The following is a 19,558-nucleotide window of genomic DNA, read 5'->3' as shown; positions in this document are numbered from 1 at the left end:
AGGTAAAATACCTGCACTGCGGCAGTATTCGGAGATCTCTGCTTCGCTCATCGATGCGGTTTGCAACACCGCCTTGAATTTATCGGCACTGTTCCAGCGCCCATTACGCTTACCTGTCCCCGGCATCTGCACTCCTCGGGCTCCGGCCTCTTTACGCCACATTCTCAATGTGACCTCAGTGATCCCGGTTTGCTTGGCCATCTCAACGACCGTGCGACTGATGGGAGGAGCCATCTGTTGGAGCACCCAGGCTTTTTCATCTGCGGTATAGCGACGTTGTTTCATGTGATAGTCCTACGCTCTCCAGCTATGAAGAGGCGACAACTATCCTGACATGGAGGGAGAGCCGAAAAAGTAACCAAAAAGGCCCTGCTCCTGGCTTGGCCCTCGTTCCTCGGGTTCCCTCACTCCGGCGACGCTCCGTGGGCCCGCGCCGAACGGACATCCATGTCCTTGCGGCGCTCTCGCGGCATCCCTGCCGCTCGACCCACTCCGCGCCTCCTGCGCTCGGCCTGCACCCAAGTCGCGTTCTGCGTTGTCTGGACTGGCGTGTGTGAAGAGCAACAGCGACTCGGGCTGGAGCTAACGCTCTTCGCGGCGCTGGGTAGCGACGCAATCTCTGTTCTACCCCCAATCCCCCCTGTGGGAGCGAATTCATTCTGGGCGGCACTCCGACGAATGGTCGGTACAGCCGACACATCTCCATCGACTGTACTTGTTTCGCGAATAAATTCGCTCCCACAGTAGATCCCGGGCATGCACACACTCCGTGTCACGCCCCATTCCCCCTGTAGGAGCGAATTCATTCTGGGCAGCACTCCGACGAATGGTCGGTACAGCCGACACATCTCCATCGACTGTACTTGTTTCGCGAATAAATTCGCTCCCACAGTAGATCCCGGGCGTGCACACACTCCGTGTCACGCCCCAATCCCCCTGTAGGAGCGAATTCATTCTGGGCGGCACTCCGACGAATGGCCGGTACAGCCAACACATCTCCATCGACTGTACTTGTTTCGCGAATAAATTCACTCCCACAGTAGATCCCGGACGGGCACACATTCCGGGGACGCAGAAAATCCTGTGGGGGACGCCGGAGGTTACGACGGTAGCGAAAGCGGCGGTCCAGCCAACGATCCTGTCAACGCGGTGTGATATCCCGCTCCACCGGCTGCGGATCAGGGTCGAACCCTTCGGGAAATTTCCCTTTCAGTCGCCAGGCAAACGCAATGATTTCGGCAATCGTCAGGTAAAGCTCCTGAGGAATGCTGTCCCCCAGTTCCATTCTGGCGAGCATTTTCACCAGTTCGGCGTTTTCGTAGATCGGGACTTTGTATTCCCGGGCGATGGCGAGGATGGCTTCGGCAAGGGCGTCGTCGCCTTTGGCGGTGAGGGTCGGGGCCTGGTGGCCGTCGTAGCTCAGGGCGATGGCCTGACGGGGGGCTTGGTCGGGCGTGGTCATCAGGCGTTCTCGTCGATCCAGCGTTGTTCGAGCACGGTGCGGCTGCCTTGGGCGGGAACGCCCCGGTTGCACGCCAGTTCTTTCACGTTCAGGCCACAGGCCACCAGCCTTGCGCGCAGGCTGTCGAGTTCGCCGGAGATCAGTTCCGCCGCGCCTTCGCGCTCGGCCCACATCTGGCTGGACAGGCTGCCCCCGACCAGTTGCGCCTGAACCTGTAATGGCCCGAGCGGTTCCAGATCGAAGGCCAGGTCCACCCGCCACAGTTTCTCTTTAGCCTTGACCTCTTGCGTGGCGGTCTCGGGAGTCTCCTCCCGATCAGGCGTGTCCTCACGTTGAACCTTGACCTGCAACGGCACGATGTCGTGGGCGTTGCGCATGGGGATTTCCAGCTGCCAGGTGGTCACTTGCGTGCCGTCGGCGTTCATCCGTGTCTGTTCGAGGCCGCCCAGTTGGTGGCTTTGCAGGCGGGAGATCGCACCGGCAGCGAGCTTGAGCAAGATTTCCAGGTCGTCGTTGTTCTCCGCGTTGGCCAACGTGCGCGACGGTAATGGGAAGTTGGTCGGCACCTTCGGCGCAGCGACCAGCCCCAGCGTACCCAAGGCATTGCGGATCACGTTGGGCATCAGGCGGGCGAGGGTGTTGGCGGCGGCTGCGTCGTTGTAGCTGACATTGCCCGGCAGCCCCGGCAGGATTTGCGCGATGACCCTCAGCAGGTTGGCCTTCATGTCCGGGACCAGCGTCGGGTCCTGCCCGGCCAGCAAGCGCGACTCCATGAACAACCCGCTGGCGCTCAGCGCCTGAGCCACCCCTTTGGCGGTGGTCATCTGCGGCAGGTCGGGCAGGTCGTCGAGCAACTGAGTGATGCTGGCGCGCAGCTGCGGCGACAGGTCGTCGGCCGCGCTGGCGTCTGAAGTCGGTGGCGGCAGATTCTGTAACGCGGTGAGCAGGCTTTGCAGCGAGCCTTGGCGGCTTTGTTGGGTCGACAGTTGCTGTGCTAGCGCCAGTTCGTCGAGCCGGTTGGGCATGGCGATGAAATTCAGCGCCTGACTGTTTTGCACCTGAGCGCTGAGCAGGCTGCCCACACGCAAGGGTTGCGGGCTGTCGAGGGTCAGGCTGCTGCCCGCCAGTGCGGTGTTGAGCAGCATCACGATGGAGCGGTACGTGGCGGGTTGAGTCGCCGCGCTGCCCGTGGATTGCCCCGTCAGTTGCGCCACGTTATCGGCCATCACCTGCGTGGTCAGTACCTTGCCTTGCAGCAGGGTGCCAGGGGGCAGTTGGCGCGTGTCGAGGCTGGTCAGGCTGTTGGTGATGGCTTTCTGCAGGTCTTGCACGCTGATGGTCAGCGTGTCCGCCGAGCCTTGCGCGACGTTCACGGTGGTGCCCGGCGTGAGCGGCAGGCTGCTGCTGACGGGGAGGGTGGTCTGGCGGCCGTTGTCCATGGTCAGTTTGAGCAGCAACTGGAAATCCTGGCCCAGCTGTTTGAGGCTGACCACCTCGGCATTGGCCACCTGACCGGAATTGAGCAGGCCTTCTCGCGGCTCCATGAGCTTGAGCACTTCGCCCGGTGGCACGCCAGCGCGCAGTAGAGCGGTCGCGGCGGCGACGGGGGATAGATTGGGTATATCGCCTGTCATTGAATTCCAACTCGGTAAATGTGCGCATGAACTGGCATAATCCTGCCCCGATGTATTCGGTGGCCCGTCAGGCTGCCACCAGTATAACGGCCGCGCCGACCCCGACTTGAACCGCCGCGCGCCCCTGTCATCCGAAAAGAAGGACCTCATGCCGATCCCTGTTCTTGAAGCCGTGGCCCTGGCCTGCGAGCGCGACTGGCGGCTGCTGTTCCAGCATTTCGACCTGCGCCTGACGGCGGGTGACATGGTGCAGATCAGCGGCCCCAACGGCAGCGGCAAGACCAGCCTGTTGCGCCTGCTCAGCGGCCTCATGCAGCCCACGGCAGGCGAGGTGTTGCTCGGCGGTCAACCCCTCGCCCGGCAACGCCACGCACTCGCGCAGCACCTGCTGTGGATCGGTCACGCTGCGGGCATCAAGGACTTGCTCACCCCGGTCGAAAACCTCACCTGGTTGTGCGCCCTGCATCAGAGTGCCGACACCGACGCCCTTTGGCACGCCCTTGAAGCGGTTGGACTGCGGGGTTTCGAAGATGTGCAGTGCCACACGCTGTCTGCCGGACAAAAGCGCCGGGTGGCACTGGCCCGTTTGTACCTGCCAGGCCCCGGCCTCTGGATGCTCGACGAGCCGTTCACCGCGCTGGACAAGCAGGGCGTGGCGCAATTGGAGGCCCATCTCGCTGATCACTGTGAACAGGGCGGCGTCGTGGTGCTGACCACCCACCACACGCTGAACCACACGCCGACCGGTTATCGCGACCTGAATCTGGGAGAGTGGGCGCCATGAGCCACGTGTTCACCCTGCTGATCGCCCGCGAAGCCCGCCTGTTGTTTCGCCGTCCCGCCGAACTGCTCAACCCGCTGGTGTTTTTCGCCATTGTCATTGCGCTGTTTCCGCTGGCGGTGGGGCCGGAATCGCAACTGTTGAAGACGATTTCCCCTGGCTTGGTCTGGGTCGCGGCGCTGCTCTCGGTGCTGCTGTCGCTGGACGGGCTGTTTCGCAGCGATTTCGAAGACGGTTCGCTGGAGCAATGGGTCCTTTCGCCGCACCCCTTGCCGCTTCTGGTGTTGGCAAAGGTGATGGCACACTGGGCGTTTTCCGGGCTGGCACTCGTGTTGCTAGCGCCAGTGCTGGCGCTGATGCTCGGCCTGCCGGGTGAGTGCCTGCCGGTGTTGCTATTGTCATTGTTACTGGGCACGCCGGTGTTGAGCCTGCTGGGCGCGGTGGGCGCGGCGTTGACCGTCGGCCTCAAGCGCGGCGGCCTGCTGCTGGCGCTGCTGATCCTGCCGCTGTACATCCCGGTGCTGATTCTGGGCAGCGGCGCCTTGCAGGCGGCCCTTCAGGGCATGGCAGCGACCGGCTATCTGCTTTGGCTTGGCAGCCTGACGGCGCTCGCGATAACCCTGACACCTTTTGCAATTGCCGCTGGCTTGAAAATCAGTGTTGGCGAATAATCAGAACCTGATCGACCGGACAGCTTTTTAGTCGCCCGCACTTGAAATAGTTAATATCCGAGGCAGGACGCTTCAGTTAAAAGGAGCGCCTGAACAGGCAAGCCACCGTGATGAAACGCATTTTGATGAGAAGCAGCGTGATGAAAAGGCAGCGTGATGAACACAAGCGCCAAGGCTAAAAGCGGCATCAGTTGGGCGTGGTTCCACAAGCTCGGTTCGCCGAAGTGGTTCTATGGCATCAGCGGCCGTCTGCTGCCGTGGCTGAGCATCGCCGCCGCGTTGCTGATCGGCATTGGCGTGGTTTGGGGCCTGGCCTTCGCGCCGCCGGATTACCAGCAGGGCAACAGCTTCCGCATCCTCTACATCCATGTGCCGTCGGCGATGCTGGCGCAGTCCTGCTACGTGATGTTGGCGGTCTGCGGCGTGGTGGGGCTGGTGTGGAAGATGAAAATGGCCGACGTCGCGCTGCAATGCGCCGCGCCCATTGGCGCCTGGATGACCGCCGTGGCGCTGCTGACCGGGGCCATCTGGGGCAAGCCGACCTGGGGCGCGTGGTGGGTCTGGGATGCGCGGCTGACCTCGATGCTGATCCTGCTGTTCCTGTATTTCGGCCTGATCGCGCTGGGCAACGCCATCACCAACCGCGAAAGCGCGGCGAAAGCGTGCGCGGTGCTGGCCATCGTCGGCGTAGTGAACATTCCGATCATCAAATATTCGGTGGAGTGGTGGAGCACGTTGCACCAGGGCGCGACCTTCAGCCTCACCGAAAAACCGGCGATGCCCGCCGAGATGTGGCTGCCGTTGCTGTTCACCGCGCTGGGTTTCTATTGCTTCTTCGGCGCCGTGTTGCTGGTGCGCATGCGTCTGGAGGTGCTCAAGCGTGAGTCCCGTGCCGCATGGGTGAAGGAAGAAGTGGTGAAAGCCCTCGGCCAGAATCTGCGCAAGGGGGGCGGTCAATGAGCTTCGATTCCTTGAGCGATTTTCTGGCCATGGGCAAACACGGTCTGTATGTCTGGACCGCCTATGGCATTTGTCTGGCCGTGTTGGCGATCAACGTCGCGTCACCGTTATTGGCGCGTCGGCGTTACCTGCAACAAGAGGCGCGCCGTTTACGCCGGGAGAGCAACACGTGAATCCGCTGCGAAAAAAGCGACTGTTGATCATCGTGGCGATTCTCGCTGGGGTCGGCATCGCGGTCACCCTGGCGCTCAGCGCCCTGCAAGAGAACATCAATCTGTTCTACACCCCGACCCAGATTGCCAGCGGCGAAGCGCCCCACGGCACGCGGATTCGCGCTGGCGGCATGGTGGAGAAAGGATCATTGCAACGTTCCGCCGATTCGCTGGACGTGACCTTCGTGGTCACCGATTTCAACAATTCGGTGACCATTACCTACCGTGGCATTCTTCCGGACCTGTTCCGCGAAGGGCAGGGCATCGTCGCGCTGGGCAAACTCAATGCCGATGGCGTGGTGGTCGCCGATGAAGTGCTGGCCAAACACGACGAGAAATACATGCCGCCGGAAGTCACCAAGGCGTTGAAGGATAGCGGTCAATCTGCACCGAACGCACCGGCGGGCGCGTCCTACACACCCGCCAAACAGGGGTAAACCATGATTCCCGAACTCGGCCATCTGGCCATGATCCTGGCCCTGTGCTTCGCCGTCGTGCAGGCCGTCGTGCCGCTGGTTGGCGCTTGGCGCGGCGACCGCGTGTGGATGGGCCTGGCGCAACCGGCGGCGTGGGGGCAATTCGCGTTTTTGTTGTTTGCGTTCGGTTGCCTGAGCTATTCGTTCATGGTCGACGACTTTTCGGTGGGCTACGTCACTGAAAACTCCAACAGCGCCTTGCCGTGGTACTACAAATTCAGCGCGGTGTGGGGTGCCCACGAAGGCTCGTTGCTGCTGTGGGCCTTGATTCTCGGGGGCTGGACCTTTGCGGTGTCGGTGTTCTCCCGGCAGTTGCCGCAGGTGATGCTGGCGCGGGTACTGGCGGTGATGGGCATGATCAGCATCGGCTTTTTGCTGTTTCTGATCCTCACCTCCAACCCGTTCAGCCGCATCCTGCCGCAGATTCCCCAGGACGGTCGCGACCTCAACCCGCTGCTGCAAGACCCCGGCCTGATCATTCACCCGCCGATGCTCTACATGGGCTACGTCGGGTTCTCGGTAGCCTTCGCCTTCGCCATCGCCGCGTTGCTCGGCGGTCGCCTCGACGCGGCGTGGGCACGCTGGTCGCGCCCGTGGACCATCGTCGCCTGGGCATTCCTCGGCATCGGCATCACCCTCGGCTCATGGTGGGCGTATTACGAATTGGGCTGGGGCGGCTGGTGGTTCTGGGACCCGGTGGAAAACGCCTCGTTCATGCCGTGGCTGGTGGGCACTGCGCTGATTCACTCGCTGGCGGTCACCGAAAAGCGCGGCGTGTTCAAAAGCTGGACCGTGTTGCTGGCCATCGCAGCGTTCTCCCTGAGCCTGCTGGGCACCTTCCTCGTGCGCTCCGGTGTGCTGACTTCGGTTCACGCGTTTGCGTCTGACCCTGCCCGTGGCGTGTTCATTCTGATCTTCCTGCTGCTGGTGGTGGGCGGTTCGCTGACGCTGTTTGCCATCCGCGCGCCGGTGGTGAAAAGCCACGTCGGCTTTGGCCTGTGGTCGCGGGAAACCCTGCTGCTGGGTAACAACCTGGTGCTGGTGGTGGCCGCGTCGATGATTCTGCTCGGCACGCTGTACCCGCTGGTGCTTGACGCCATGAGCGGGGCGAAGATGTCAGTCGGCCCGCCGTACTTCAATGCGCTGTTCGTGCCGTTGATGGGGTTGTTGATGGTGGTCATGGCCGTGGGCGTGCTGGTGCGCTGGAAAGACACCCCGGTGAAGTGGCTGATGAGCATGCTGGCGCCGGTGTTGGTCGGCAGTGCCGTGCTGGCGGTGATCGCCGGTTTCGCGATGACGGATTTCCACTGGGCGGTGCTCGCCACTGTAATGCTGGCCGCGTGGGTGCTGCTGGCAGGCGTGCGCGACCTGCTCGACAAGACTCGCCACAAAGGCCTGATCAAAGGCGCTGGCTCGCTGACCCGCAGCTATTGGGGCATGCAACTCGCGCACATCGGCATCGCCGTGGTGGCGCTGGGCGTGGTGCTGTCCAGCCAGAACAGCGCCGAACGGGACCTGCGCATGGCCCCAGGCGATTCGGTCGAACTGGGCGGCTACACCTTCGTATTCGAGGGCGCGAGACACGTTCAAGGCCCGAACTTCACCTCGGACGAAGGCACGATTCGCGTGCTGCAAGATGGCAAGGAAGTCACCGCGTTGTACCCGGAAAAACGCCTGTACACCGTGCAACGTTCGATGATGACCGAGGCCGGTATCGACGGCGGTTTCAGCCGTGACCTGTACGTGGCGCTGGGTGAACCGCTGGACAACGGTGCGCGGGCCGTGCGGGTGCACGTCAAACCTTTCGTGCGCTGGATCTGGTTCGGTGGGCTGATCACCGCACTGGGCGGTTTGCTGGCGGCGCTGGACAAGCGTTATCGGGTCAAGGTGCGGGCGAAAGTGCGGGACGCGTTGGGTCTGTCGGGAGCTGCGGTATGAAGCGTTGGGTGTTGTTGATTCCGCTGGTGCTGTTTCTCGGCATGGCGGTGGTTCTGTATCGCGGGCTGTACCTGGACCCGTCCGAGCTGCCGTCCGCGTTGATCGATAAACCGTTCCCGGAATTCGCGTTGCCCGCCGTGCAAGACGGCAAGCCACTGACTCGCGCCAACCTGTTGGGGAAACCGGCGCTGGTCAACGTCTGGGGCACCTGGTGCATCGCCTGCCGGGTCGAACACCCGGTTCTGACCAAACTGGCGCAGCAGGGCGTGGTGATCTACGGCGTCAACTACAAGGACGTCAACACCGACGCCTTGAAATGGCTCAGCGAGTTTCACGACCCGTACCAGCTGAACATCAATGACGAGGCGGGCAGTTTGGGACTGAACCTGGGCGTCTACGGCGCGCCGGAAACCTTTCTGATCGATAGCAAAGGCATCATTCGCTACAAGCACGTCGGCGTGATCGACGAGACCGTCTGGCGCGAGAAACTGGCCGGGCTATATCAGGGGCTGGTGGATGAGGGTAAGCAATGAGCTTTCTCCACCGCCTCTCGACTTGTGGGCACTCCGCGTTGGCCCAGGCGCGCCGAGGATTTCTCTGTGGGAGCGAATTCATTCGCGAATCGGTGGTTCGGGCAACACCTCTCGGTCGGATGTACGGACGCTTCGCGAATAAATTCGCTCCCACAGGTTTGAACTGTGATCGGCCATGCAGTGACAGGGGGCGACGGCTGCTCGCCGCTGCGATGTTGGCACTGGGTTTTGCGAGCACTGCCCACGCCGCCATCGACGCTTACACCTTCAAGGACGACGCCGAGCGGGCCCGTTACACCGAGTTGACTCGCGAGTTGCGGTGCCCGAAATGCCAGAACCAGGACATCGCCGATTCCAACGCGCCCATTGCCGCCGACTTGCGCAAAGAGATTTACCGCATGCTCGGCGAAGGCCAGAGCAATCAACAGATCATTGATTTCATGGTCGATCGCTACGGCGAATTCGTGCGTTACAAGCCCGAACTCAACGCCCACACCTGGCTGCTCTGGTTTGGTCCTGCCGGTCTGCTGCTGGGCGGGGCGGTGCTGATTGGCGTGATCGTCGTGCGTCGTCGCGGCCAGCGTGCCGAAGATGCCGATGTGCTTTCCGACGAGGAGCGTCAGCGCCTCGCCCACCTGCTGGATAAAAACCACGAATGATCGATTTCTGGCTCGCCGCTGGCCTGCTGTTGCTGGTGGCCTTGGGTTTCCTGTTGATCCCGTTGCTGCGCGGCCGTCGCGCACAGCGGGAAGAAGACCGCACCGCCCTCAACGTCGCGCTGTATCAGGAACGCGTGGCTGAACTGCACGCGCAACAGGCCGAGGGCGTGTTGTCCGCCGCGCAAATGGACACTGGCCGTGCCGAGGCGGCGCGCGAGTTGCTGGCCGACACTGAAGGCGCCTCTGCAGAGCGTGTGTCGCGCTTAGGTACGCCGCTGCCCTTGCTCGCGGCGGTGCTGGTGCCGTTGGTGGCGCTGGGGCTCTATCTGCACTTCGGCGCCAGCGACAAGGTCGAATTGACCCGCGAATTCGCCCAGCCGCCGACCTCGCTGGCGCAGATGACCGACCGGCTGGAGCGTGCAGTGAGGGCGCAGCCGGACTCGGCAGAAAGCCTGTACTTCCTCGCCCGCACCTACATGTCCCAGGACCGGCCCGCCGATGCGGCGAACATGTTCGAGCGCGCCGTGGCGTTGGCGGGGCGTCAGCCGGAATTGCTGGGGCAGTGGGCGCAGGCGTTGTATTTCGCGGGCAACAAAGCCTGGACCCCGCAGATTCAAGGGTTGGCGGATGAGGCCTTGAAGACCGATCCCAAGGAAGTCACCAGCCTCGGCCTCAAGGGCATCAACGCCTTCGAAAGCCAGCACTTCCAGGACGCCGTGGATTACTGGAAACGGTTGCTCGCGTTATTGCCGCCGAACGACCCGTCGCGTCCGGCGCTGGAAGGGGGGATCGCCCGCGCCGTCGAAAAGGTCGTACAGAGTGGCGGCCAGGTGCAGGACGCCACGCTGATCGCCGCGCCGGGCGCGCATTTGAAGGTCCGCGTGACCCTGTCCGACGAGCTCAAGGCCAAGGTCCAGCCCGGTGACACGGTATTCGTGTTTGCCCGCGCGGTGTCAGGCCCGCCTGCGCCGCTGGCGGTGAAACGCGTGACGGTCGCCGATCTGCCCGTTGAGGTGGAACTGACCGACGCTGACGCGATGATGCCGCAACTGAAACTGTCGAACTTTCCGGAAGTCCAACTGGTTGCTCGGGTATCCCGCGCAGGCCAGCCCACTTCCGGAGAGTGGATCGGTCGCAGCCAACCGTTGCCCAGCAACGTCACGGCGCGACAGGCCCTGACCATCGACAGCCCCGATCAGTAGCGTTTTTGCTGATCCTGATCGCGCGGCCCAGACACAGTAGAGAATCCTATGTATCGCGTCGCACGATTTGCCTTGTTGAGTGTGGTGGTGGCATTGAGCGCCGCCTGTGCGGTCCAGCGCCCCGGGCCGCAGAGTTCTGAACCGATCCCGACGATTCCTCGCGGCTCATCGAGTCCGTCGCCAACGCCCCAGCCAGGAACCCCACGCACCACACCTCAGACCCCGCCCTCGACGCCGATCCCGTCCGGCCCGAAAACCTCCGCCAACTTCGCTCCGCCGCCCGGTGGCAACAGCCATTGGGATGCCAGGCTGGGCGTGCACGTGCTGGATAACGTGCCCAACACCTTCTACCGCCAACGCACCTACTACCGCTGGAACAACGGCTGGACCTGGTCCACCTCGCCGAGCGGCCCTTGGCAGGAAACCGATTCCAGCGGCGTGCCACCGGGGTTGAGCCGACAGTTCGGGAATTGAGCGTGACGGCTGATCGCAGATCCTTTGTAGGAGTGAGCTTGCTCGCGATCGCTCGTCCAGCCTACTTACGCAGTAGCTGACCCACCGTATCGCAGTAGGAGCGCGCTTGCCCGCGATAGGGTGTGTCAGCGGCAGAGGGTGGTCTGGCACACCGCCATCGCGGGCAAGCCCGCTCCTACCGTTCCGACGCTGTTTGCCAGCGACGCGATTCATCCGGCATAAACAAAAACGGCGACCTATCGAGGTCGCCGTTTTGCGTTAAACGGTGCGTTTACTTGGCCGGGTAAATCTGGTCGAACACGCCACCGTCGTTGAAGTGGGTCTTCTGGATGTCGGGCCAGGTGCCAAAAGTTTTTTCGATGTTGAGGAAATCGACTTTCGGGAAGCGGTCGGTGTACTTCGCCAGCACTTTCGGGTCACGCGGACGCAGGTAGTTGGCGGCGGCGATTTCCTGGCCTTCCGGGGACCACAGGTATTTCAGGTAATCTTCGGCGAGGGCGCGGGTGCCTTTCTTGTCGACGACTTTGTCCACCACGCTCACCGGTGGCTCGGCTTCAGCAGATACGCTCGGGTAGACCACTTCGAACTGATCGCGGCCAAACTCGCGGGCGATCATCTCGGCTTCGTTCTCAAACGTCACCAGCACGTCGCCGATGTGGTTGGTCATGAACGTGGTGGTGGCGCCACGGCCGCCCGTGTCGAGGACCGGCACATGGCTGAACACTTGGCCGACGAATTTTTTCGCAGCGGCTTCATCGCCGCCGTTCTTCAGGGTGTAGCCCCACGCCGAGAGGTAGGTGTAGCGCCCGTTGCCTGAGGTCTTCGGGTTCGGCACGATCACCTCAACGCCGCCCTTCACCAGGTCGTTCCAGTCTTTCAGCGCTTTCGGGTTGCCCTTGCGCACGATGAACACCGTGGCAGAGGTGAACGGCGCGCTGTTGTTCGGCAGGCGCGCGACCCAATCCTTCGGCACCAGCCCTCCGTTGTCCGCCAGGGCATTGATGTCGGTGGCCATGTTCATGGTGATCACGTCAGCGGGCAGGCCGTCGATGACCGAACGGGCCTGCTTGCTCGACCCGCCGAAGGACATCTTCAGGGTCACGTCTTCCTTGTGCTCGGCCTGCCAGTGTTTCTGGAAGGCAGCGTTGTAGTCCTTGTAGAAATCGCGCATCACGTCGTACGAAACGTTGAGCAATTCAGGCGCGGCCTGGGCGGCGCTGCCGAAGGCCATTCCGGCGGCCAGAAGAGAAGCGGCGAAGAGTTTGTTCACTGCGAATTCCTTTGTCGTGTGTGGAAATTGTTCTTATGAATAAAGGGCTGGCTAATGGCCGCGACTATAACGAAAAGCCCCAGTCGCTTAATAGATTAAAAACATCTGTGCTTATGAATTCTCGACGCCGTCCGACACGGCAATCGCATCGACTTTCGGAAACAGCGCGTTGCCACACCGCGAACAGAACGCCGAGTGGGGCTCATGGCTGTCCTTGGCGCACACCGGGCAATCGTGCTGGAGCTGATCGCCGCGCATGGCGGTGGCCAGTTCAGCGGTGAAGATGCCGGTGGGCACCGCGATGATCGAGTAACCCGTGATCATCACCAGCGACGACAGAATCTGGCCGACCGGCGTTTTCGGCACGATGTCGCCGAAGCCCACGGTGGTCAGCGTGACGATGGCCCAGTAAATCCCCTTGGGAATACTGGTAAAGCCATGTTCAGGGCCTTCGACGACGTACATCAGCGTGCCGAACACCGTGACCAGCGTCGAGACGGTCACCAGGAATACGATGATTTTCTGCTTGCTGCCGCGCAGGGCTGCCAGCAGGTAGTTCGCCTGTTTCAGATAGGGGCTGAGTTTGAGGACGCGAAAGATCCTCAGCATCCGCACCACGCGGATGATCAACAGGTACTGAGCGTCGGCGTTATACAGCGCCAGAATCCCCGGCACGATGGCCAGCAGATCGATCAGGCCGTAGAAGCTGAAGGCGTATTTCAGCGGCTGCGGCGAGCAGTACAGGCGCAGGATGTACTCGACGAGGAACACGAACGTGAAGCCCCATTCGATGTAGGCCAGCAGGTCGGCGTAGTCGCGATGGATGGCCTGGATGCTGTCGAGCATCACAATGGCGAGGCTGGCGAGAATGGTCAGCAGCAGGGCCTTGTCGAAGCGCCGACCGGCGGTGGTGTCTGTCTGAAAAACGATGATGCGCAGTTGTTCGCGCCAACCGGTGTTGCTGTCCATGAGGGTTTTCCGAGTGCAAGGTCGGCAGAGCCTGTGACAAACCGTTCAGGAGCGCAACCGCTGATCGCTGATCGTCTGGCGCATCAACCGACTGCCAGCCTGCACCAGCCAGCAAGCGAGAATGAACGGGGCGGTCAGCGTCGCCAGGCCCAGCCCGGAAAAACCCGGTTGCAGCAGGATCGCCAGTAAGATTGCCACGCCCGGCAACCAGGGTTTCTGGCGCACATGGCTGAACGCCAAGGCTGCCAGCGCCGGGTTGTAGCCTGACAGGCCGAGCAACGCCAGGTCGGTTTCCTGTTGCCACAACGCGAAAGCGATGCCGCATGCGCAACCCAATGCCGCCCACACCGCGGCGGTGCGATTGGCGATGAGCAGGCCGACCCCGATCAGCACACCGGCCAACGGATGATCCAGCAAAAACACTTGGCCGAGACCCCGTGGCAGCGCCCGGATCAGGTCCGAATGGGCCATGCCCACATTCGGCACAGGCTCGGCGAATACCAGCAGCACCCAACTGAACAGCACGAACGGCGCGGTGTAGGCCTTGAGGCAAGACGCACGAAGCGCCCGTTGCATCCACACGTGCATCAGCATGGCGCTGAGTCCGCCGCAGGCGATGATCAGCAAAGGTGACAGGGGCGAATCATCGAAACGGTAGCTGATCAGCAAGCCCAACAGCACGCCGTTGTAGCTGTAGACCCCGGACTGCCGCTCGGCCTTGGAATAGCCGCGACGTTGCGCGGTGAGCAACCCAGCGACCGCGCCCAATAACGCGCCACCCAAGGAATGGGGTGCGCTGATCAGGATCGCCATCAGACAAAATAGGCCGCACACGGGGCTGCGTTGCAGCAAGACCTGACTGAAACCGTTAAGCAGCGCTTCGGCCCAGTCGGGGCAATGGGAGGAGGGGGCAGGATTGAGGTTGCTCATTTATGTATTCAATATATTTAGCTATTGTATACATATTGGATCGGGCGACCGGTGTAATCAAGCCCTAGGGTCGGATATCACGAACCTGTGGGAGACGCCGGAGGTACGACGGCGTCTCCCACAGGGGATCGGAGCATTCCGGAGTTTTGTTTGAACCTTATTAAACCCGAAACTGCCGCAACAACCCATTCAACTGCTCGCTCAACCCTTTGAGCTGCACGCTCGCCGCGCTGGATTGTTCGGCCGCCACCGCTGTGCTTTGCGACAACTGTGCGGCCTGGGTCACGTTCTGGTTGATGTCTTCCACCACGTGGGATTGCTGCAGGGTGGCGCTGGCAATGGAGGCGTTCAGGCCATTGAGGTTACGCAGGGCCTGGCTGATGGAGGTCAGGCTCTGGCCCGCGAGGTTGGCCTGTTCGATGGTCAACTGCGACGACCGGCTGCTGTCGCCGATCACTTTCACGGCCGCGTCGGAATGGCTTTGCAGGCGTTCGATCATCGCCTGAATTTCTGCCGTGGACTTCTGCGTGCGTTGCGCCAGCAAACGCACCTCGTCCGCCACCACCGCGAAGCCGCGCCCTTGATCCCCGGCGCGGGCCGCTTCGATTGCAGCGTTCAGCGCCAGCAGGTTGGTCTGCTCGGCGATGGAACTGATCACCTCCAGCACCCCGCCGATCTGCGTGCTTTCACTGGACAAGGTGCGGATCACCTCGACCGCCTGATCGATGGTGCCCGACAGGTGCCCGATCTGTTTCAGGCTGCTGTCGATATTGGCTTGGCCCTGCTGGGCCTGGGATTCGGCGTTGCGCATTTCGCTGGCGGCGTGTTCGGCGTTCTTCGCCACGTCCTGCACGCCGTAAGTGACCTCGTTGACCGCGGTCGCCACTTGCTCCATCTGCAGCGATTGCTGCTGGCTGCGTTCTTGCGCCTGCACGGCGTTGTTGCCCAAGTCGTTGGATGCCTGGCCCAGTCCGAGCGCCGACACCTGCAACTCCCCGACGACCCGGCGCAGCTTGGCGGTGAACGCGTTGAAATGGGTGGCCAGTTGTGTGATTTCATCGCGCCCGTGGGTTTCCAGGGTGCGGGTCAGGTCGCTCTCGCCACTGGCAATGTTGGCCATGGCGTCGACCGTGGTTTTTAGTGGCCCGGCGATGCTGCGGCCAATGACGATCAGCAGGATCGCCATCAACAGAATGATCCCCAGGCTGATGGAGACGGCTTTGATTACCTGTTGCTGGAACTCGGCCTGCACGTCATCGACGTACACGCCGGAGCCAATCACCCAGCCCCAGGGCGAGAACAGCGACACGTAGGAGGTTTTCTGCACTGGCTCGCTGGCGCCCGGTTTCGGCCAGCGATAGTTGACTGTACCCGCGCCTTTGGCCTTGGCCACGGCCACGATTTCATTGAAGACTTGAAAACCGTCCGGGTCCTTGATGCCCGAGAGGTCCTGTCCCACCAGCTTGGGGTTGGCGGGGTGCATGATCATTACCGGGCGCAGGTCGTTGATCCAGAAATAGTCAGTCTGGTTGTAGCGCAGGCCTCGAATGGCATCCATCGCCTGCTGCTGCGCCTGTTCGCGGGTCAGCTTGCCGGTGGTTTCCAGGCCCTGGTAATAGTCGAGCAGGCCCGCAGCTGTCTGCACCACGTGCATGGTCTTCTGCGCCTTGGCGTCGTACAGGTCGTCGTGGATTTGCTTGAGCATGGCCACCGCCAGCGTGAACAACATCAACACAGCGACGATGAGGATCAGCCACAGCCGGCGGCTGATGGAGAAGTTGCGCATATTCATGACCGTCACTCCGTTCATTGTTCTTGTTATGACGCGGGCTGCGTGTTTGAGACCAGCCCCCGAGACGGAAAATCATCCACAGCCAAGGCCAGGCGATTCATTCCCGTCATAAAGCATCTCGGCGCTGCGAAGCCAAACCTGAGAGCCCTGTGAAGTTATTTACGGTAATCAGGCGAGTGTGTTTCGAAGGTTTGCCAAATGCCCAAAAAATGACGTCAGAATGTTTACACGTATAGCCAAAGGCTTACACGATATGGAGCGTTTCGCTCTATGTTGGATCCCATCGAAGCAGTACATTGGATCCATCAACTGCAGCAAAGGATGACTGCAGGATCAAGGATGATCGACCGTTGCCAAGGTACTGGCGGCCAACAGGAAGTTGGACGGTGTTGCACAAACCCGCTTCGGCGGGTTTTTTTATGCCCGCGAAAAACGCCGTTTGGCATGCGTATGCATCCCGGTCTCCGCTACATTCCCCCGTCAGGCATTTGCTCGTACGCGCGCGTGAAACATTCATTTGGATCAAATCTCATCAGCCGATGGAATTTCCAGCGCTGGCGCCGTTCACAGTACCGACAACACCCGAGTCCAGGACAGGGCCGGCCGGGCAGGCAATGGGAAAAATTATGGTGGATGCAGCGCAAATGGCAGCAAACGTGCAACAAAAAGGACTGATCCTGGTGGTTGAGGATGAGTCCATCATTCGTGATTTCGTGTGCGAGATTCTGGGCGATGAGGGGTTTACGACCCATGCGCTGGAAAACGCCGATGACGCCGCGAAGTTTCTGGATGACCACGCAGGCAGGGTGTCATTGTTGCTGACAGATATTCTTATGCCCGGCACGTTGAACGGCGCCGATCTCGCCAACCTGTCCGGCAATAAATGGCCCGAGATTCCGATCCTGATCATGTCCGGCCATGAAACGCCGGAAAGCTCCGGGGTACAGCATGCGGTGACGTTCATCCGAAAACCGTGGAGTTTCGGTCAGTTGCTCGACGGTGTCGACAAGGCGTTGCAGACCCGAAACCCGGCGTGACGCGGGCTAGCGGTCCGGTTCACACCCTTTTAGCACCAGACGGATGATGGTCTGGGCGGCGGCCTCGTAATCGGCGTCGTCCAGTTTGCTCTTCCCGGTGACCGTGGAAATCTGCCAGTCGAAATCCGCGTAGGTCTGGGTCGCGGCCCAGATGCTGAACATCAGATGATGAGGATCAACGGGCGCAATCAGCCCGTCGTCGATCCAGCCCTGAATACACTCGATGTTATGCCGTGCCTGACCGTTGAGCTGTTCGACCTGCTCGGGCGTCAGATGCGGCGCGCCGTGCATGATTTCGCTGGCAAACACCTTGGAAGCGAAGGGCAGGTCCCGCGAGATGCGGATTTTGGAGCGGATGTAGCCGCTCAAGACTTCGGACGGAATGCCTTCGCGATTGAAGGGCGTCGACGCCTGCATGATCGGTTCGATGATGCTTTCGAGCACCTCGCGGTAGAGGTTGTCCTTGGATTTGAAGTAGTAATAAACGTTGGGCTTGGGCACACCGGCCTTGGCGGCGATGTCGCTGGTCTTGCTGGCGGCGAACCCTTTGTCGGCGAATTCTTCACTGGCTGCGCGCAGGATCAGTTCTTTGTTGCGCTCGCGGATGCTGCTCATAAAGCGGAATGTCCTTGCCTGCTCGGCGGTGGCGAATGTTAGCACCGGCTTCGCGACAGGCTCAAGATTGCTGCAAATCCCTGAATCCTCACTGTTTGTCCCCTGTGGCACCGGGGAGTGCCGGTGGTATTGTGTGCGGGTGGAGACGGGAGTGGAAAAAGGGGGCGCCTTTACGGGGCCTGAACGGGTATTCGGTGACGAGGTGTCGGCTTATGAACAGCCCTTTGTTTTCCAGCGTGGTCGCCTATGCCCAACATTGTGAGCGGCAATTGGTGGAAATCCTGCATCGCCGACCGACCCTCGACCGGCAGCAGGTCATGACCTGGGTCGACGAGCAGAGTCATGCGATGAAAGACCGTGATCCTCTGGATCTGCTGCGTGCGCTCAATGCCAAGGTCCGGGCGGGAAAGCCCTTGCCGTGGGAGTCGCATTGATGCGCCGATCCGGGGATTGCTGCTGCCGGAACGCCGTGCGCTGATTCCCCTGTGGGAGCGAATTCATTCGCGAAGGATCTTCCGGCGACGGAGGTGTGTTGCCTGTACCGGCTTTTCGCGGATGAATTCGCTCCTACAGGTTGGATTGCTGTGAATGTCTGTGCTGTCAGTTGTCTGCGATCTGACCGTAGGCCTTTTCTGGTCTGCGGTTGTAGAACGTTGCCAGGCCCACCAATACCACCAGAATGGTCAGCAACACCAGCGATGATCCCACGGTGCCGAAGTCCAGACCGCCTTTGTCGTAAGGCTTGGTCAGCACGTCGCCCAAGGTCGCGCCAAACGGCCGGGTGAGGACGAAGGCGATCCAGAACAGGGCCACCGACGACAGCCGCGTGGTGTAGTGCAGCAGGGCGACCAGCGCAATGGCCGAGCCGATCAGCAGCGCGCCGCCCATGAAACCCAACCCCGAATCGTCCGCCAGGAAATCCCCCAATGCGGTGCCGAGGGTGTTGGAAAACAGGATCGCGAACCAATAGAACAACTCGGCCTTGAGCGTGGTCACGCGGGTGACCGACAGCGACTTCTCGCTCAGGTACCAGACTGAAAAAATCGCCAGCAGAATCGCCACCAGAATCGCAGACCCCGCCGCGTAACCCAGCCCCAGCGTGCGGTCCATGAAATCCGACATCGTGGTGCCTGCCGTGCTGGTGGACAGGATCACCAACCAGTACAACGCCGGGTTGTATCGCTTGGACGCCAGCTGTGTCAGCAGCGTGACCACGAACACGCTGATCAGAATCAGCGAACTCACCAAATAGCCCACGTCCAGCGTCATCGACAACAGGTCGCCTGCGGTTTCCCCCAGCGTCGTGGCACAGATTTTCATGATCCAGAACGCAAGCGTGATCTGCGGAAGTTTATTCATCGTTCATACCCGAGAAGGTCGGACAGCATTGTTCGAAATAGGGCACCTCAGCCATTGGCTGACGGTGGCTCATGATCCCGAGGCCGGTGTTAAAAATAGGTCGAACAAAGATGAAAACGTCATGAAAGCGTGCAGGCCGCCATTGACTTGGGATTCAGTTCCGGACAGAGGGCGCATCCGGTGTGCTGCGCCGGTGTAAACTTGCTGTCGGCGACTCGATGGATCGAACAGCCGTGAATACATCGATGATCTGGAAGAGGGAGATTGACCCATGCATGGATATGGCATGTCCGGCGACTTGTTACACCTGGCGCTTTATTTATTGACGATCGTGGCTTGGCTCTATTTGTGGCTGGTCTGCGTGTTCAACGCCCGAATACCCTTCAAACAAAAACTGGGGGCCCATGCCCTGTTGATCTGTGCGCTGGGCATCCCGAGTCTGGCAACGATCATGGTCGGCGGCGCGTTCCTGGTGTTTGGCCTTGAATACCTGCTGTGGAGTCTGATGATCGTCGGTGTGGGCATCCCGGTGGCCAGCGCCCGACTGGTTCAACGCCACACAGCCTGACCATACGTCACCTGCG

22 protein-coding genes are annotated in these 19,558 nt (G+C 61.2%); 13 read left to right on the top strand and 9 right to left on the bottom strand.

Annotated features, from left to right (window positions below):
• The 3 genes from GVN17_RS24790 to GVN17_RS24780 form a co-directional block, all read right to left on the bottom strand.
• The coding region (locus tag GVN17_RS24790) for a transposase (RefSeq protein ID WP_166597916.1) at nt 1–285 on the bottom strand (285 nt) is incomplete at its 3' end.
• 856 nt (nt 286–1,141) lie between these two features.
• On the bottom strand, nt 1,142–1,462 hold the full coding sequence (locus GVN17_RS24785) for an EscU/YscU/HrcU family type III secretion system export apparatus switch protein (RefSeq protein ID WP_166597915.1): 321 nt from the start codon (nt 1,460–1,462) through the stop codon (nt 1,142–1,144).
• Nucleotides 1,462–3,096, bottom strand: coding sequence for a flagellar hook-length control protein FliK (locus GVN17_RS24780; protein ID WP_166597914.1), 1,635 nt, complete (start codon nt 3,094–3,096; stop codon nt 1,462–1,464). The genes GVN17_RS24785 and GVN17_RS24780 overlap by 1 nt, the downstream gene beginning before the upstream one ends.
• Before the next feature lie 148 nt (nt 3,097–3,244).
• Between GVN17_RS24780 and ccmA the strand changes: the two genes are divergently transcribed.
• The 10 genes from ccmA (at nt 3,245) to GVN17_RS24730 (ending at nt 11,002) form a co-directional block, all read left to right on the top strand.
• Nucleotides 3,245–3,880: a cytochrome c biogenesis heme-transporting ATPase CcmA gene (ccmA, locus tag GVN17_RS24775; protein ID WP_166597913.1), complete on the top strand. Its 636-nt coding sequence runs from the start codon at nt 3,245–3,247 to the stop codon at nt 3,878–3,880.
• On the top strand, nt 3,877–4,548 hold the full coding sequence (gene ccmB, locus GVN17_RS24770; RefSeq protein ID WP_166597912.1) for a heme exporter protein CcmB: 672 nt from the start codon (nt 3,877–3,879) through the stop codon (nt 4,546–4,548). The genes ccmA and ccmB overlap by 4 nt, the downstream gene beginning before the upstream one ends.
• Nucleotides 4,549–4,704: 156 nt before the next feature.
• Nucleotides 4,705–5,508 carry a heme ABC transporter permease gene (locus GVN17_RS24765; protein WP_166597911.1) on the top strand — a complete coding sequence of 268 codons (804 nt, stop codon included), beginning with the start codon at nt 4,705–4,707 and terminating at the stop codon, nt 5,506–5,508.
• Entirely contained in the window at nt 5,505–5,681 is a 177-nt protein-coding gene (gene ccmD / locus GVN17_RS24760) for a heme exporter protein CcmD (RefSeq protein WP_166597910.1), read from the top strand. Before GVN17_RS24765 ends, ccmD begins: the two co-directional genes overlap by 4 nt.
• A complete protein-coding gene (ccmE, locus tag GVN17_RS24755) occupies nt 5,678–6,157 on the top strand; it encodes a cytochrome c maturation protein CcmE (protein ID WP_166597909.1) in 480 nt (159 codons plus the stop codon). The genes ccmD and ccmE overlap by 4 nt, the downstream gene beginning before the upstream one ends.
• A gap of 3 nt (nt 6,158–6,160) precedes the next feature.
• A complete protein-coding gene (locus GVN17_RS24750) occupies nt 6,161–8,134 on the top strand; it encodes a heme lyase CcmF/NrfE family subunit (protein ID WP_166597908.1) in 1,974 nt (657 codons plus the stop codon).
• A complete protein-coding gene (locus GVN17_RS24745; protein ID WP_166597907.1) occupies nt 8,131–8,667 on the top strand; it encodes a DsbE family thiol:disulfide interchange protein in 537 nt (178 codons plus the stop codon). Before GVN17_RS24750 ends, GVN17_RS24745 begins: the two co-directional genes overlap by 4 nt.
• A 212-nt stretch (nt 8,668–8,879) precedes the next feature.
• Complete coding sequence (locus GVN17_RS24740) at nt 8,880–9,326, top strand: cytochrome c-type biogenesis protein (protein ID WP_166597906.1); 447 nt, start codon at nt 8,880–8,882, stop codon at nt 9,324–9,326.
• Entirely contained in the window at nt 9,323–10,528 is a 1,206-nt protein-coding gene (gene ccmI, locus GVN17_RS24735; protein ID WP_166597905.1) for a c-type cytochrome biogenesis protein CcmI, read from the top strand. The genes GVN17_RS24740 and ccmI overlap by 4 nt, the downstream gene beginning before the upstream one ends.
• 48 nt (nt 10,529–10,576) lie before the next feature.
• The gene (locus GVN17_RS24730; protein ID WP_166597904.1) at nt 10,577–11,002 is read left to right on the top strand and encodes a hypothetical protein; all 426 of its coding nucleotides are present in this window, start codon (nt 10,577–10,579) and stop codon (nt 11,000–11,002) included.
• Between the two features lie 271 nt (nt 11,003–11,273).
• Here the strand turns inward: GVN17_RS24730 and GVN17_RS24725 are convergent, their stop codons facing one another.
• The 4 genes from GVN17_RS24725 to GVN17_RS24710 all read right to left on the bottom strand — a co-directional run bounded on the left by GVN17_RS24725 (nt 11,274) and on the right by GVN17_RS24710 (nt 15,963).
• The gene (locus tag GVN17_RS24725) at nt 11,274–12,272 is read right to left on the bottom strand and encodes a sulfate ABC transporter substrate-binding protein (protein WP_166597903.1); all 999 of its coding nucleotides are present in this window, start codon (nt 12,270–12,272) and stop codon (nt 11,274–11,276) included.
• A gap of 111 nt (nt 12,273–12,383) precedes the next feature.
• The gene (locus GVN17_RS24720; protein WP_166597902.1) at nt 12,384–13,241 is read right to left on the bottom strand and encodes an ion transporter; all 858 of its coding nucleotides are present in this window, start codon (nt 13,239–13,241) and stop codon (nt 12,384–12,386) included.
• A 45-nt stretch (nt 13,242–13,286) separates the two neighbouring features.
• Nucleotides 13,287–14,171: an urea transporter gene (locus GVN17_RS24715; protein WP_166597901.1), complete on the bottom strand. Its 885-nt coding sequence runs from the start codon at nt 14,169–14,171 to the stop codon at nt 13,287–13,289.
• Nucleotides 14,172–14,331: 160 nt separating this feature from the next.
• The gene (locus GVN17_RS24710; RefSeq protein ID WP_166597900.1) at nt 14,332–15,963 is read right to left on the bottom strand and encodes a methyl-accepting chemotaxis protein; all 1,632 of its coding nucleotides are present in this window, start codon (nt 15,961–15,963) and stop codon (nt 14,332–14,334) included.
• A 644-nt stretch (nt 15,964–16,607) separates the two neighbouring features.
• Here GVN17_RS24710 and GVN17_RS24705 point away from each other — a divergent pair.
• Nucleotides 16,608–17,000 (top strand): response regulator, encoded by a 393-nt coding sequence (locus tag GVN17_RS24705; protein ID WP_371928616.1) that lies wholly within the window; start codon nt 16,608–16,610, stop codon nt 16,998–17,000.
• 6 nt (nt 17,001–17,006) lie between these two features.
• Here the strand turns inward: GVN17_RS24705 and GVN17_RS24700 are convergent, their stop codons facing one another.
• Nucleotides 17,007–17,615: a TetR/AcrR family transcriptional regulator gene (locus GVN17_RS24700; RefSeq protein ID WP_166597899.1), complete on the bottom strand. Its 609-nt coding sequence runs from the start codon at nt 17,613–17,615 to the stop codon at nt 17,007–17,009.
• Between the two features lie 212 nt (nt 17,616–17,827).
• On the opposite strand from GVN17_RS24700, the gene GVN17_RS24695 reads away from it, so the two are divergent.
• The gene (locus GVN17_RS24695; RefSeq protein WP_166597898.1) at nt 17,828–18,049 is read left to right on the top strand and encodes a hypothetical protein; all 222 of its coding nucleotides are present in this window, start codon (nt 17,828–17,830) and stop codon (nt 18,047–18,049) included.
• Nucleotides 18,050–18,215: 166 nt separating this feature from the next.
• Here GVN17_RS24695 and GVN17_RS24690 read toward each other — a convergent pair whose 3' ends face one another.
• A complete protein-coding gene (locus GVN17_RS24690) occupies nt 18,216–18,974 on the bottom strand; it encodes a hypothetical protein (protein WP_166597897.1) in 759 nt (252 codons plus the stop codon).
• Nucleotides 18,975–19,260: 286 nt separating this feature from the next.
• On the opposite strand from GVN17_RS24690, the gene GVN17_RS24685 reads away from it, so the two are divergent.
• On the top strand, nt 19,261–19,542 hold the full coding sequence (locus GVN17_RS24685) for a hypothetical protein (RefSeq protein ID WP_166597896.1): 282 nt from the start codon (nt 19,261–19,263) through the stop codon (nt 19,540–19,542).
• Nucleotides 19,543–19,558 lie beyond the last annotated feature (16 nt).

The sequence above is a fragment of the Pseudomonas sp. SLFW genome, assembly GCF_009905615.1.
In the GTDB taxonomy this organism is placed as follows: domain Bacteria; phylum Pseudomonadota; class Gammaproteobacteria; order Pseudomonadales; family Pseudomonadaceae; genus Aquipseudomonas; species Aquipseudomonas bambusae.
This window is presented reverse-complemented; position numbering and strand designations above follow the sequence as displayed.